This window comes from Agromyces badenianii, assembly GCF_003070885.1.
In the GTDB taxonomy this organism is placed as follows: Bacteria; Actinomycetota; Actinomycetes; order Actinomycetales; family Microbacteriaceae; genus Agromyces; species Agromyces badenianii.
On sequence record NZ_CP028913.1, the window covers coordinates 1,609,700 to 1,623,729 of the forward strand.

16 protein-coding genes and 1 tRNA gene are annotated in these 14,030 nt (G+C 68.3%); 7 read left to right on the forward strand and 10 right to left on the reverse strand.

Going from position 1 to position 14,030, the window contains the following annotated elements:
* The first annotated feature begins 13 nt into the window (after positions 1-13).
* The 5 genes from DCE93_RS07670 to DCE93_RS07690 all read left to right on the forward strand — a co-directional run bounded on the left by DCE93_RS07670 (position 14) and on the right by DCE93_RS07690 (position 4,972).
* Positions 14-850: an oxygenase MpaB family protein gene (locus tag DCE93_RS07670; protein WP_108595366.1), complete on the forward strand. Its 837-nt coding sequence runs from the start codon at positions 14-16 to the stop codon at positions 848-850.
* Between the two features lie 3 nt (positions 851-853).
* Positions 854-1,345: an Lrp/AsnC family transcriptional regulator gene (locus tag DCE93_RS07675; RefSeq protein WP_108595367.1), complete on the forward strand. Its 492-nt coding sequence runs from the start codon at positions 854-856 to the stop codon at positions 1,343-1,345.
* Positions 1,346-1,452: 107 nt separating this feature from the next.
* Complete coding sequence (pdhA, locus tag DCE93_RS07680; RefSeq protein WP_108595368.1) at positions 1,453-2,586, forward strand: pyruvate dehydrogenase (acetyl-transferring) E1 component subunit alpha; 1,134 nt, start codon at positions 1,453-1,455, stop codon at positions 2,584-2,586.
* Positions 2,583-3,605, forward strand: coding sequence for an alpha-ketoacid dehydrogenase subunit beta (locus DCE93_RS07685; protein WP_108595369.1), 1,023 nt, complete (start codon positions 2,583-2,585; stop codon positions 3,603-3,605). Before pdhA ends, DCE93_RS07685 begins: the two co-directional genes overlap by 4 nt.
* A complete protein-coding gene (locus tag DCE93_RS07690) occupies positions 3,602-4,972 on the forward strand; it encodes a dihydrolipoamide acetyltransferase family protein (protein ID WP_108595370.1) in 1,371 nt (456 codons plus the stop codon). The genes DCE93_RS07685 and DCE93_RS07690 overlap by 4 nt, the downstream gene beginning before the upstream one ends.
* A gap of 16 nt (positions 4,973-4,988) precedes the next feature.
* Here the strand turns inward: DCE93_RS07690 and DCE93_RS07695 are convergent, their stop codons facing one another.
* On the reverse strand, positions 4,989-5,504 hold the full coding sequence (locus tag DCE93_RS07695; protein ID WP_108595371.1) for a hypothetical protein: 516 nt from the start codon (positions 5,502-5,504) through the stop codon (positions 4,989-4,991).
* Positions 5,505-5,610: 106 nt separating this feature from the next.
* Positions 5,611-6,108 (reverse strand): glutathione peroxidase, encoded by a 498-nt coding sequence (locus tag DCE93_RS07700; RefSeq protein WP_108595372.1) that lies wholly within the window; start codon positions 6,106-6,108, stop codon positions 5,611-5,613.
* A 100-nt stretch (positions 6,109-6,208) separates the two neighbouring features.
* Between DCE93_RS07700 and DCE93_RS07705 the strand changes: the two genes are divergently transcribed.
* Both DCE93_RS07705 and DCE93_RS07710 read left to right on the forward strand, forming a co-directional pair.
* Positions 6,209-7,051: a metal-dependent hydrolase gene (locus DCE93_RS07705; protein WP_168186186.1), complete on the forward strand. Its 843-nt coding sequence runs from the start codon at positions 6,209-6,211 to the stop codon at positions 7,049-7,051.
* A 139-nt stretch (positions 7,052-7,190) separates the two neighbouring features.
* Positions 7,191-8,708, forward strand: coding sequence for a hypothetical protein (locus tag DCE93_RS07710; protein ID WP_146184960.1), 1,518 nt, complete (start codon positions 7,191-7,193; stop codon positions 8,706-8,708).
* A 546-nt stretch (positions 8,709-9,254) separates the two neighbouring features.
* Here the strand turns inward: DCE93_RS07710 and DCE93_RS07715 are convergent.
* From DCE93_RS07715 to DCE93_RS07750, 8 genes are all read right to left on the reverse strand, one after another.
* Positions 9,255-9,482, reverse strand: a complete 228-nt coding sequence (locus tag DCE93_RS07715; RefSeq protein WP_108595375.1) for an RNA-binding S4 domain-containing protein — start codon at positions 9,480-9,482, stop codon at positions 9,255-9,257.
* A gap of 334 nt (positions 9,483-9,816) precedes the next feature.
* Positions 9,817-10,011, reverse strand: coding sequence for a MerR family transcriptional regulator (locus tag DCE93_RS07720; RefSeq protein WP_108595376.1), 195 nt, complete (start codon positions 10,009-10,011; stop codon positions 9,817-9,819).
* 176 nt (positions 10,012-10,187) lie between these two features.
* Positions 10,188-10,263: transfer RNA gene (locus DCE93_RS07725), tRNA-Ala, on the reverse strand.
* Positions 10,264-10,354: 91 nt separating this feature from the next.
* Positions 10,355-10,729, reverse strand: coding sequence for a ribosome silencing factor (gene rsfS, locus DCE93_RS07730; protein ID WP_108595377.1), 375 nt, complete (start codon positions 10,727-10,729; stop codon positions 10,355-10,357).
* A 34-nt stretch (positions 10,730-10,763) separates the two neighbouring features.
* Complete coding sequence (locus DCE93_RS07735; RefSeq protein ID WP_146184961.1) at positions 10,764-11,495, reverse strand: hypothetical protein; 732 nt, start codon at positions 11,493-11,495, stop codon at positions 10,764-10,766.
* Between the two features lie 371 nt (positions 11,496-11,866).
* Complete coding sequence (gene nadD / locus DCE93_RS07740) at positions 11,867-12,466, reverse strand: nicotinate-nucleotide adenylyltransferase (protein WP_108595379.1); 600 nt, start codon at positions 12,464-12,466, stop codon at positions 11,867-11,869.
* A 16-nt stretch (positions 12,467-12,482) separates the two neighbouring features.
* The gene (locus DCE93_RS07745; RefSeq protein ID WP_108595380.1) at positions 12,483-12,704 is read right to left on the reverse strand and encodes a hypothetical protein; all 222 of its coding nucleotides are present in this window, start codon (positions 12,702-12,704) and stop codon (positions 12,483-12,485) included.
* 51 nt (positions 12,705-12,755) lie between these two features.
* The gene (locus DCE93_RS07750; protein ID WP_108595381.1) at positions 12,756-14,024 is read right to left on the reverse strand and encodes a glutamate-5-semialdehyde dehydrogenase; all 1,269 of its coding nucleotides are present in this window, start codon (positions 14,022-14,024) and stop codon (positions 12,756-12,758) included.
* Positions 14,025-14,030 lie beyond the last annotated feature (6 nt).

Here is a 14,030-nt window from a genome sequence, read left to right on the forward strand (position 1 = left end):
TACAACTGGTCTGATGCACGAAGCGACGCACGACGATCACGAACGCGCGGTGTTCCGCCGGCACGGCGCCGAGGGCGTGCTGCTGCTCGGCGGCGGCGCCGCGATTCTGCTGCAGCTGGCCGATCCGCGGGTGGCGCGCGGCGTCGCCCGGCACAGCGCGTTCCGTGAGCGCCCGCTCGACCGCCTGATCGGCACCCTCGACTACGTCTACGCGATCGGCTTCGGAAGTGAGCACGTCGCCGCCGAGGCGGTGCGCACCGTCAATCGTCGCCACGCCCCCGTGCGCGGTGACGCCGACGACGAGCACCCGGCATACACCGCGTTCGACGCCGATGCCCAACGATGGGTCGCCTCGACGCTGCTCGCGGTCGCCCTCGAGTTGCACGAGCGCATCGACGGGCCGCTGCCCGAGGAGACCGCCGACACGATCGTCCGCGGCTACGCTCCGCTCGGCTCCCGGCTCCAGGCGTCGGGTGAAGCGTGGCCGGCGACGAGGGCCGAGTTCGACGCCTGGTGGAACGAACGACTCGCGGCTCTCGCCGTCGGCGACGATGCGCGCACCGTCGCGCGGAGCCTGCTCTCCGAGACCTCCGGCCTGCCGGTCGGCGCCGGCCTGCTGCTGCCGCTCGTGCGCCTCGTGACGGCCGCCCTGCTGCCTGAACCGGTGCGCGCGGCCTACGGCTTCCGGTGGACCCCGCGGGTCGAGCGGGTGGCGAACGGATGGCTCGACGCGATCGGCGTCGTCTGGCCGCTCCTTCCCCGCGTGATCAGGCACGCGCCGATGCGAATATCGCTTCGACGCGCCGAGCGCCAAAGCCGCTACTCTGGGAATGGACCACGAGGACGTTGAAAGATGCAGCAGGTACCGCACCGCAATGACGCGCTCGACAGCATCGACCGTCGCATCGTCGCCGAGCTGAGTCGCGACGGGAGGCTCTCGGTGCGCACGCTCGCCGAGCGGGTGCACATCTCACGCACCGCGGCGCACAATCGAGTGCAGCAACTCCAGCAGCGCGGCGTCATCACCGGTTTCGGCGCCCACATCGACCGCAAGGCGATCGGCCTCGACATCTCAGCGCTCGTCGTCGTGCGCATCGGCGAGGTCTCGTGGGAGTCGATCGCAGAGAAGCTCGCGACCCTGCCCTTCGTCGAGAAGGTGCAGGCCGTCTCGGGCGACATCGACATCATCCTCACGGTGAGTGCACCCGATCACGAGCAGCTGAGCCAGGCGATCCTCCGCGACATCCACGACATGCCCGGCGTCGTGTCGACGCGATCGCACCTGATCCTCGCCGAGATCGAGGGTCATCCGCCCGCGCAGACGCTGGACATCTGGCACACCTGACTCGCCGGAAGCGGACGATCGGTCGCAGTTCCATGCCCGACCGGCCGTTCGTTCACGGTTGATCGACACCCGGTTCGTGCGGCCGGAGTCTGGCGCACGATGAGGTCATGAGCCTCAATGTCGAGCACGCGCCCGTTCGCACCCTTCCGTCGGAGAAGCCGCTGCGGCTGCTCGACAACGCCGGCCATGCGATCACGGGTGCGGCGACCGGTGGCTTCGAGCTTCCCGACACCGACACACTGCTCGAGCTCTACCGCAAGATGGTCGTCGCCCGCCGCTTCGATGTGCAAGTCACCGCCCTCACGAAGCAGGGCCGCCTCGCCACCTACCCCTCGGCCTACGGTCAGGAGGCCTGCGAGATCGGTGCCGTGTCGGCGCTCACCGCCGACGACTGGCTGTTCCCGACCTACCGCGACAGCATCGCGCTGCTCACCCGCGGCATCGAGCCCGCCGACATCCTCACCTCGTTCCGCGGCGACTGGCACAACGGCTACGACCAGCACGTGCATCGCACCGCCGCACAGGCGACGCCGCTCGCGACACAGGCGCTGCACGCGGTCGGGCTCTCGCACGCGGCACGGCTGCGCCGCGACCCGATCGTCGCCCTGAGCTTCCTCGGCGACGGTGCCACGAGCGAGGGCGATGCGCACGAGGCGTTCAACTTCGCCGCGGTCTGGCAGACGCCGACCGTCTTCGTCGTGCAGAACAACCAGTTCGCGATCAGCGTGCCGCTCGAACGCCAGACGCGGGCTGCGACGCTCGCCGACAAGGCCGTCGGCTACGGCATGCCCGGCTTCCACGTCGACGGCAACGACATCGCCGCGATGTACGCCGTCACGCGAGCAGCCGTCGACCGCGCCCGCGACGGCGGCGGTCCCACCCTCATCGAAGGCGTCACCTACCGCATCGAGGCGCACACCAACTCCGACGACCCGACCCGCTACCGCACCGCGCGCGACGTCGAGCACTGGAAGCGCCGTGACCCCATCGAACGCCTCGAGAAGTACCTCGTCTCCGAGGGCGCGCTCACCGAGGCGATGCGCACCGAGATCGCGGATGCCGCGGAACAACTCGCGGCCCGCACGCGCGACGTCATGACGAGCGAGGCCGAACTCGACCCGCTCGAGCTCTTCGATCACGTCTACGGGCGGCAGCGCCCCGCCCTCCTCGAGCAGCGCGCAGCCCTCGAGGCCGAGATCGCCGCCGGCGCCTTCGCGAGCCACCAGGGAGCCGCACGATGACCGCGACCGCGACGAGCACGCCGCCCGCCGAGGCATCCGCCCCGACGCAGCTCACGATGGCCGGCGCGCTGAACGCGGCCTTGCGCGACGCCATGTCGGTCGACGACCGGGTCGTCGTCTACGGCGAAGACGTCGGGCCGCTCGGCGGCGTGTTCCGGGTCACCGACGGTCTGCATGCCGCCTTCGGCGACGATCGCATCTGGGATTCGCCGCTCGCCGAGTCAGGCATCATCGGCACCGCGATCGGCATGGCGATGTACGGCATGCGACCCGTCGTCGAGATGCAGTTCGACGCGTTCAGCTACCCGGCGTTCGAGCAGATGGTCTCGCACGTCGCGAAGATGCGGAACCGCACGAAGGGCCGCGTCACGTTGCCCATGGTCGTGCGCATCCCCTGCGCCGGCGCGATCGGCGGCGTCGAGCACCACTCCGACTCCTCCGAGTCGTACTGGGCTTCGACGCCCGGCCTGACGGTCGTGATGCCGTCGAACCCGGCCGACGCGTACTCGATGCTCCGCGAGGCGATCGACAGCGACGACCCCGTGGTCTTCATGGAACCGAAGAGCCGCTACTGGTCGAAGGCACCGCTCGCGCTGCCGGTGACGACCGCTCCGATGGACCGTGCGGAGGTCGTGCGCGAGGGCACCGACGTCACGCTCATCGGCTACGGCCCGACGGTGCGCACCGCGCTCGAGGCGGCCGAGGCGGCAGCCGCCGAGGGACTCTCGATCGAGGTCGTCGACCTGCGCAGCCTCTCCCCGTTCGACGACGCCACCGTCGGGGCCTCGGTGCGCAAGACCTCGCGCGCCGCCGTCATCCACGAGGCCGCGCAGTTCGGCGGCTACGGCGCCGAGGTCGCCGCTCGCGTCACCGAGCGCAACTTCCATCACCTCGCGGCACCGGTGCTGCGCATCGCCGGCTTCGACATCCCGTACCCCTCTCCGAAACTCGAGGAGTACCACCTGCCGACCGCCGACCGGGTGCTCGCCGCGCTCGACACCTGGGAGTGGGACGCATGAGCCGCGAGTTCATCCTGCCCGACCTCGGCGAGGGCCTCACCGAGGCCGAGATCGTCGCGTGGCTCGTCGCCCCGGGCGACGAGGTGACGATCGACCAGGTCGTCGTCGAGCTCGAGTCGGCGAAATCCGTCGTGCAATTGCCGACGCCGTTCGCGGGCGTCGTGGAATCGCTCGGCGGCGAGGTCGGCCAGGTGCTCCACGCGGGCACCGTGCTCATGACGCTCGCGGGCGAGGCCTCGGCGGCGGAAGTCGCGGAGCCGGCCGAACCCGGCATCGTCACGAGCGACTCCGCGCTCGCCGAGGAGTCCGGCGCGGTGCTGATCGGCTACGGCACCCGGCAATCGACGGTCACCAAGCGAGCCGCGTCGGCGCCCGCGCGCTTCGGCCGGCGCGGCGGCGGCACGTCGACGGCGCCGCGTTCGAGCGGCACCGCCCGACTCGACACCGCACGGCGCTCCCCCGTCGTCTCGCCGATCGTGCGGCGTCTCGCCCGTGAGCACGGCTTCGACGCCAGCCACCTGGTGGGATCTGGGCATGACCATCTCGTGATGCGGCGCGACGTGGAGTCGTTCATCGCCGAGCAGGGCGAACCGGCGACGACGGAGGCTCTCGAGGCATCCGCTGCCCCCTCGCGCTCAGCGACGCCCGCCGCGGGTGCCCCCGACCGCGACCGCGACGGCGACCGCCGTGTGCCGCTCGACCGCATGGCACGTGCCGCGGCCGCCCACTTCTCCCGGTCACGCCGCGAGATCCCCGAGGCGACCGTGTGGATGGACGTCGACGCCACGGAGCTGCTGGCCGCACGCGGGCAGCTGCAGGAGGCGACCGGTGAACGCTTCGGCATCACCGCGCTGATCGCGCGATTCGTCGTCGCCGGGCTCGCGAAGCATCCCGCACTGAATGCGAGCTTCGATGCCGAGCGCGAAGAACTCGTCTACCACTCGGCCGTGAACCTCGGGCTCGCCGCGCAGACCCCGCGCGGCCTGCTCGTGCCGGTCGTGCACGGGGCCGAGCGGATGCCGCTGCGCGCGATTCGCGACGCGATCGCCGCACGCACCGACGAGGCCGGCACCGGGGTCTTCCCGCCCTCGGCGCTCACCGGCGGAACCTTCACCCTGAACAACTACGGCACGCTCGGCGTCGACGGCTCGGCGGCGATCATCAACCATCCCGAGGCGGCCATGCTCGGTGTCGGCAGGTTCGTCGAACGCCCGTGGGTCGTCGACGGACAGATCGCGGTTCGCACGGTGACGGAACTCACGATCTCGTTCGATCACCGCGTCTGCGACGGAGCGGAGGCCGCGGCGTTCCTGACCTTCGTGGCGCGCTGCATCGAACGCCCGGTGTCGGTGCTCGCAGAGCTCTGAGCCTGGCGAAGTCCGATCAGAAGAACTCGTCGGGCGTACCCGCCGCGCGCTCGACGTCGCGGGTGTCTTGCGAGACCGCCTTGAGCTTCGCAACCGCGACCCGCAGTCCCGACTCCATCTGGGCGGCCCACGCGTCGGACTCGCGGGCGCTCACCTCTGCGGCGCGGGCCCGGGCCTCGCTCGCCTCTGCGGCGTTGCGAGCGTCGCGCACCTGGCGAAGCGCGAGCGAGATGCCGTAGTACGCGGCGACCATGGTGGCGATCGGCGCGGCGATGATCGCGAGCGCACTGATCGCGGGCCCGGTGGGACTGAAGGCGATCAGCAGCGCGAAGGCGAGGAACAGCGCGACGATGGCCGCCAGCACGACCAGCATGAACCGAAGGTCGCTGCTCCACTTGCGTCGCTCGACGGGATCGGTCGATGGCGTGGCCGCCTCACGTGGAACCTGGCCGGGCGGGGCCGGCGCGAAGTTCGGCAATGCCGTAGTGGTGGCGGCGTCATCGCCGGTCGGACGGGCGTACGCGTCGGACATCCGTTCCTCGTTCCCCTTGCAATCGGATCGACCCCCCAATTGTGGGCCGCGTCCATCGACGGGTCAAGGCGCCGCGCTGCGTCGCGCGAGCCCGACGCCGAGATGCTCAGGCGGCCTTCGCCTGGGCGAGGCCTTCTTCGATCGCGGCGATCACGGCCGGATCGTCGGGCAGCGTGGTCGGGCGGAATCGCACCACCTGCCCACCCGGTTGCACGACGAACTTCTCGAAGTTCCACTTCACGCGACCGGCCTTGCCGTCGGCGTCGGTCACCGTGGTGAGTTCGGCGTAGAGCGGATGCCGGTGACGCCCGTTGACCTTGGCCTTCTCCATGAGCGGGAAGGTCACGCCATACGTCATCGAGCAGAACTCCTTGATGTCGTCGCCGTCACCCGGCTCCTGCCCTGCGAACTGGTTGCACGGGAAGCCGAGCACCGTGAACCCGCGGTCGCCGTACTCGCGCTGCAGCTCCTCGAGCTTCTCGTACTGCGGCGTGAGGCCGCACCTCGACGCGACGTTCACGATCATCACGACCTGGTCGGCGTAATCGCCGAGGGAGGTCGCATCGCCGTCGATCGTCGTCAGGGGGATCTCTCTGATGTCCACTCCCCGAGCTTACGTGTCGCAACGGCACACGCGGGTGGATTCACATCGAGCTCGGAGAACGCGGCTTCCGCCCGGTGTCGCACCGTCACGCTACGGTCGAGTGAACCGATCGCAGACCCCACGGGTCACGGCCCGCTGGAAGGAACGCGCCACCGCCATGATGGGCGTCAACCATGCCACCAGCGGGGCCGCCGCCTGGATCGCCGCGACCGGAGCGGTTCCGTACCTCACGAGCGGCGCCTACCCGCTCGACCCGGTCGCCGTCGTCACTGGATCCGTCATCTGCGCCGGGGCGGCATTGCTGCCCGACGCGGATCACCACAACGCGACGATCGCCCATTCGGTTCCGATCGTCGGCCGCCTCGCTGCGGGCGCGGTCGGTGCGATCTCCGGCGGGCACCGGCACGGCGCTCATTCGCTGGTCGCCGCGGCGATCGTCGGCCTCGGCGCGTGGGCGCTGACGTTCCTGACGCTCACCACCGACCGTCTCGGCACCTTCTCCATCGGCACCGCGATCGGTTCGACGGCACTCGTCTGCTTCGCCGTGAAGGCCCGCGACATGGTGGATTCCTGGCTGAAGGCCTGGATGCTCGGCGCGGCATTCGGGTTGATCCTGGTGTTCCTCGTTCCCAGCAGCGTCGAGTGGTTCCCACTCGCAGTCGTCGTCGGATTCGTCGCCCACCTCGCGGGCGACTTCCTCACGACCGGCGGCCTGCCCGGCCCCCTGTGGCCGATCAGACTGCGCCCGCCTGCAGGGTTGAGGCGGATTCCGATCATCAGCGGCGTCTGGATGCCGAGCGGCCACGTCGCCCTGCCGGTGCTCGGCAACACCGGCTCGGCACGTGAACTGGCACTCGGGCTCGCGCTCGCGCTGTACGTGCTTCTCGGCGTCGCGCACGAGACGCTCCGCGGGTTCGGCATCGACCTGTTCACGCTGATCTAGCTGTCGTACGCCGTCGCATCGCTTGAGCGGACGGCGCGAGGAGGGCGGCACCGCATGCCCCGAGTTGGGGGCAGTCAGAGCCTTGCCAAGTTCCGAGACGTACCCAAGACTGCGATCAGCACAACCGACGGGGGTTCGCATGGGTTTCGATGCCAGGGTTTCGTCCGCAATGCTCTCGCTCGGCTACGACGTGTTCCCGTTCGAAGCGTTCGACCCGTCAGGGCGAGTGAAGATCCCCGAGATGGTTCAGCTTCCGACCCACGTTCGGGACGGCATCGGCCGCGTCGCGGTCGCGCCGGCGTGGGCGGAGATCTATCGAACCCTTTCAGTGCTCGACGACCCGCAGTGGCGCTGTTTCATGGTCGGCGTGGGGTATCAATCCGGCACGCTCAATGTGGCGATCTTCAAACCCTCGAACTCCGTTGGCGGGCCGGACCAAGCGCACGAATGGTCGCGCTCCTACCAATCGACGGTCGCAACGACCCTCAAGAGTTTCAGCGGCACCCGCCACGTCGTCGATCCGGCGTGGTTCGAAGTTCTCGACGATGCGATCGACAAGGTGAAGCAGTACCGGGAGGACCGGAAGAACCCGGCGACGGATCCGGCCTCGGGCACAGCCACCGACGACGCTGGAATCGATCCGCCGAAGGGCGAACTCGGCACGGACGCGCTCGGCACCTTCGATGTCGTGCTGATGGGCCTGAGCTTCATGAGCAAGTTCCTCCGCACGTTGAAGGTGAGCACCGAGATCCGCACGACCGTGTACTGGTACGCGGTCTCCGGCACCGACATGGACCTCGACTTCGCACGCCGCTGGCGTCCGATCCACACCGACTATCGACTCGACGGAACCATCAGAGCGGTCCATGGGCTGTGGGATCCAGAGCCGGCACCGGGTTCACCGCGATTCTGGAAGGGAAGCGAGGTCGACTGGAAGGCGTGGCTGTGGAAGATGCCGCACGAATCCTGGCAATGGTGCATGGCGTTCTATCCGACCCTCAACTGCGGCGGCCCTCAGCTGCTCGCCGGCGACGAAGTGCTGGAGTTCCGCGCAGTCGACCGCGCGGACGAACTCTCACGACTGCCGGTGATCGATCCGCTCCCACCGGCCGGCGAATCGGCACTGTCCGTCGCCGGACTCGAAGTGTGGAACGAGGACGAGCTCGACGAGAATGAGCTCGACGACGACGGGGCCTGGATCGCCGAGGGAGAGCTGGCCAGCCTCGACCTCGACGGCACGCATCCGACGTGCCCGAGCCCGACCAAATGGAAGCTCGTCGGCACCTCTCCGTTCAAGGGGACGATGCGACCTGTGTCGTCGGCCGTGACTGCGAGGATCGGCCCCATCCGGTACACCTTCCGGGTGGAACGTGCGCTGACCTTCTCCGCCACCGTCACCGGCGGGGTCAAGGTCGCGATTCCGACCATCGAACTCGAGACCGGTCTGTCGCTCACCACGAGCGTCACCATCACCAGCCGAGAATCAGTGACCTACGACATCCCGAAGGGTGCCACCGTCGCTCTCTTCGGCGGTTGCGGATACTACGTTCGGACCTTTCGACGGACCGTCTACGGATCGGCCATGTGCAACCCGGTCGTCCAGGAAACGAAGATCGCTTCGCCCTACATGAAATACCTCGAACCTCGGAGGGTCTGAAAGGCCGCGTGTTCAGTCGCCGTCGTAAGGCCGACCGGCCGAACACCGCGCCCCCTGAGCGACGAGGAGTGCATCTCACCAGCCACCGAATTGGTGGATCTGATGGGACTCGACCCCTGACCCCCTGAGTGGACGGCAGGTGGTTTCGGGCACCGGCGTCCCTGCGCGATCGTCTGCGTTTGTCGGCCTGACCGGTATTTCCTCTACCGGCGAAGGGATTCGCGTGAGCGATGATCGGCGTTCCATGGCGTCGCTCTGCGTTCATTGAGGGCCGCAACGGCCCACTATCGGCCACGTTCCGCGGGCCGGTTCTAAATCTATCCAATTGGGCCGTTGGAATGTCGGCCCAAGTCAGCGCACTCTTGAACGTATCATCTGGGTGTGTGCTGTGATGAAGCCCGCCGGGCCCATGGCGTAGAATTCCCCGCGGAACTGCGAGTTCCTGCACGCGATATGGACTGCGAACCATGCTCGTAAGGGCATCCTCGACCGCGAAATCACCGGTTCCGCGCTAGGTGTCCCCTGTCTCCGCTCGCATCGATACCCTCACGGGCAGACGCGAACCCTGCGTCCATCGAAGCTGATGATGTCGCCAAGCTGTAGCTGCCGACCGCGTCGGCGATCAACCTCGCCGTTCACGACCACATAGCCGTTGATGATGGCCTCTTTCACGTGTCCACCGGAGTCGAGGAGCCCAGCGAACTTCAGGAACTGCCCGAGGCGAATGACCTCACCGCCGATCGGGACGTCTTCGATCGGAGCCGGGTTCGTCATCCCCGAATGTTAGTCGACCCGGTGCCGGCCCCCAAGCCGGTCCTCCCAGTGCTCCTCGAAGTTCCGGACGTCCTTGTCGATAGCCCATCTGGCTGTCGTAATTAGCGGTCCGCGCCGGGATCCCCACGTCTTTCTTCACGTCGTGCTCACGCCTGCTAACGTCCGACCCGGAGGTCCACGTGCTGAACAATCGCGAGATCGCGACATTCATTCTCATCGGAGCAGGCATAGTCCTCGCCCTTGCAATTCCATCGGTCCGCAGATCCGGGTTCCATTTTGCTGCGTGGCATTGCAATCCCCTCTGTCTTCACAGAGGAGAAGGCCATCGCCGTTGTCACCGTCGGTCCGTCCGGGCCCTCAGCCAAGCCAAAACGTTCTCGCGGCTGTATCGCAGATGCTCGCCGAGCTTGGTGGCCTTCGGGCCGGTTCCTTCGAGGCGCCAGTGCGCCAGCTTGTCGACGCTCAGGTAGTCCCCGAGCTCGTCGACGAACCGGGATGCCGGAACGGTGGGTTGGGTTGATGTGCTCATGCTCCTCAGGAGTGCGCATCAAGCCGAAATGCTTGCCGTCTCAGGACTTCGCATGTGGATGACTGTGGCGGCCCGTCATCGATTTGATAAAGGCCCCAAAACAGCCCCCACGGCCTGTTCTCGGCCGTATTCAACGCGAAAAACCCCTGTGAATCTTGCGATTCATCAGGGGTTCTTGGTGGATCTGAGGGGACTCGAACCCCTGACCCCCTGCATGCCATGCAGGTGCGCTACCAGCTGCGCCACAGACCCGTACGCCCCGTGCGGGGCAACGAATTGAGCTTACACCAGCCCCGGCCCGCGAAGAAATCGAGGGACCCTCGACCCGCGCAGCCCTCGCTGATCAGCTGCTCGCCGCGAGCAGAGGCGCCACGGGCAGCGCCGGGCAGTCGGCCCAGAGCCGCTCGAGGCCGTAGTACAGCCGCTCCTCCTGGTGGAAGACGTGTACGACGAGGTCTCCGAAGTCGAGGAGGATCCAGCGCCCGGTCTGGTGGCCCTCGCGGCGCTTCGTCGGCGATCCGCCCCGGCCGAGCACGTCTTCGATCTCGTCGGCGATCGCGATGACGTTGCGTTCGGAGTTGCCGGTGACGATGAGGAACACGTCGGCGAACGGGAGCGGGGTCGACACGTCGAGGGCGACGAGATCGTCGCCGCCCTTCGAGTCGGCCGCCCGCGCCGCCAGCGCGAGCGATTCGAGTGCCTGGTCGGATGCGGTCATGCGCTCACTTCCGGTACGTGATGGTTGGAACAGATCAGAACAGCCCCGCGACCGCGCCGATGACGAGGGTCGCGACGACGCCGAGTGCGAGCACACCGGCGGTCACGGCGAGCACGAGCGGAACGTTCATGCCCTCCTTCTTCGGCGGGGCGATCATGGCGCGAGCCGCGCCCTGCGTGCTGATGGCGCGGGTCGCGGCGACGGGCGCCGCGCCGCTGCCGACGTCTTCGACCTGGTCGAAGAGCCGGTCGACGTCGGAGGAGTCGATACGACTCGGGTGAACGCCTGACGCGCCGTAAGAGCGAGGCAGGTCGATGGAGCCGGTGGCGATGATCTCACCGCTCGAGGCGAGCTGGTTGCCGATGGAACCGTGATCGGGCAGGTTCGGGAGGATCAACGCGTTGGTCGTGGTCGGAACACCGTGGCTGACTCCGCCGCGTGACAACAGCTGATCGAACGGCTCGACCGACTCGTCTGGGGCGTTCAACTGCGAGGCCCAGTGACCGGCCGCAGCCGGGGCCGCCTGGTCGACTGCGGGCGCCGGATGCATCGGTCGCCCGGTGCCTGAAAGCGAGGTCGCCGAATCGGGCTGATGCCCGGCAGGATCGTCGATCTCGTCGTCGTCGAAATCGAACTCATCGAGCTGGTGGCCGTCGAGCATGGCGCGCAGCTCGCGCCGAGTGAGCGTGCGCTCGGGCGTGGTCGCCTCGTCAGCGCCCGAGAATCGTGGTTGGTGCTGTTGTGGGGCCTTAGCACGGGCCGGCACCGGGCCGGACTGATCGTGAGGCGTCGGCGGCATCACCGGGGCCGGTGCCGGTGGGGCCACGGGACGCGGTGCGAACGGGCTCTGCTGCTGCGGCGCAGCCGGCGGCGCGCCGAACGGTGAAATCGATTCGCCGAAGGCGCCTGCAGGCCGAGGCGCCGCATAGGCGGGACTCGCGGTCGACACGGGCAGCGACGGGGCGGGAACGGCCTGCGCGGGAGTGGCCGGTACCGGCTGCGGCGGAGCCGGCGCAGGTGCGGGAACCGGCGCGGGCAGCTGCGACGAGGCATCCGGGGTCGCCGAAGGCTCCTGCTGCTCCAGCAATCGCTCGCGTTCACGCATTTCGCGGCGCGTCAGCGGCGGATCCTGCGACGTCATACGACACTCCGGTAGAGATGGTGCTTGGAGATGTACTGGACGACCCCATCGGGCACCAAGTACCACACCGGGAATCCCCGGCGCACCCTGCTCCGACAATCAGTCGACGAGATCGCAAGTGCCGGAACTTCCAGCAAGCTTACGTCTTGCTCGGGCAATCCAGAAACAGACAGCACATGTCCCGGACGACTCACAGCAACGAAGTGTGCGAGATCCCAGAGTTCCTGCACGTCTTTCCAGGAGAGGATCTGCGCGATGGCGTCGGCGCCGGTGATGAAGTAGAGATCGGCGTCAGGCCGTTCGCGGCGGATGTCGCGCAACGTGTCGATCGTGAACGTCGGCTTCGCCCGGTCGATGTCGACGCGGCTCACAGTGAATCGCGGGTTCGAGGCCGTGGCGATGACCGTCATCAGGTAGCGGTGCTCGGCTTGCGTGACGTTCGACTTGTAGCTCGGCTGGCCGGTCGGCACGAACATGACCTCGTCGAGCTCGAGCGACTGCGCGACCTCGCTCGCCGCGACCAGGTGGCCGTGGTGGATCGGGTCGAACGTGCCACCCATCACTCCGATTCGGGGCCGGCGTTCCGCGACCGTCATCGCGTACTCGCCCGCCTCAGTGGCCGCCGTGCTCGTCTCCGGAGTGGCGAGCGGCGTACGCCGCGGCCTTCGCTGCGTGGCGGTTCGCCACGTCGCGGTACGACGCGACGACGAAGCCGAGTGCCGCGAAGATGAGGAGCGCGATGAGACCGAAGACCCAGGACTCCATCGGCAGTTCCCTCGCGTGCACCGTCTCGGTCAACACCGTCGCGGTCTGCACTGCGGTGACTAGGCTCATTCGCCGTTCCTTTCGAATCCTGCGGGTCGTGCTCCAGACAGTCTAGCGAGGTCAGCCGCGCACATGCCCGGCGCCGCGCACGATCCACTTCGTGCTCGTCAGTTCGGGCAGGCCCATGGGCCCGCGCGCATGCAGCTTCTGCGTCGAGATGCCGACTTCGGCGCCGAATCCGAACTCGGCTCCGTCGGTGAACCGCGTGGAGGCGTTCACCATGACGGCCGCGGCATCCACCTCGTTCAGGAAGCGCTCGGCGTTGCCGAGGTCGTTCGTGACGATCGACTCCGTGTGCTTCGTCGAGTAGCGGCGGATGTGCCCGAGGGCCTCGTCGAGCGTGTCGACGACACCGACCGAGATGTCGAGCGACATGTGCTCGGTCGCCCAGTCCTCGTCGGTGACGGCCTGCACTTCGGGACGGATCGCGCGAACGCGCTCGTCGCCGTGCACGGTGACACCGGATGCCTCGAGGCGGGCGAGCACCGGAGGCAGCAGTCGTTCGGCCGCGGCCGCGTGCACGAGCAACGTCTCGAGGGCGTTGCAGACGCTCGGCCGCTGCGTCTTCGCGTTGTGCACGAGCTCGACTGCCCAGTCTTCGCGGGCGCTCTCGTCGAGGAACATGTGCACCACGCCGGCACCCGTCTCGATCACGGGCACCTTGGCCTCGTCGACGACGGCGCGGATGAGTCCGGCGCTGCCGCGCGGGATCAGCACGTCGACGTAGTCGCGCGCTTGCATGAGATGCCGGGCACCTGCGCGCCCGAAGTCGTCGACCGTCTGCACGGCATCGGCGGGCAACCCGACCGCATCGAGCGCATCACGAAGCACGCCGAGCAGCACGCGGTTGGTCTGCTCGGCAGCCGTGCCGCCGCGCAGCACCACGGCGTTGCCGCTCTTGAGGGCGAGCACGGCGATGTCGATCGTGACGTTGGGCCGGGCTTCGTAGATGGCGCCGATGACGCCGAGCGGCACCCGGATCTGGTCGATGCGCACACCGTTGGGCAGTGACCGCCCGCTGACGGTGTCGCCGACGGGATCGGTGAGGGCGATCACCTCTCGCACGGCGGCGGAGAGTGCGGCGACACGTCGCTCGTCGAGGGTGAGCCGGTCGAGCAGCCCTGAGCCGAGGCCGGCCGCGCGACCGGCTTCGAGGTCGGCGGCGTTGGCCTCGATGATGGCCGCCGAGCGTGCGGCGAGGAGCACCGCGACCTGCTCGAGCGCATCGTCTTTTTCGGCGGTCGTCGCTCGGGCGAGCCGCCGCGACGCGTCTTTCGCGGCCGCGAGACGCGAGTCGATCACGGAGGTGTCGAGGTCGGGCTGCTCCATGCGACC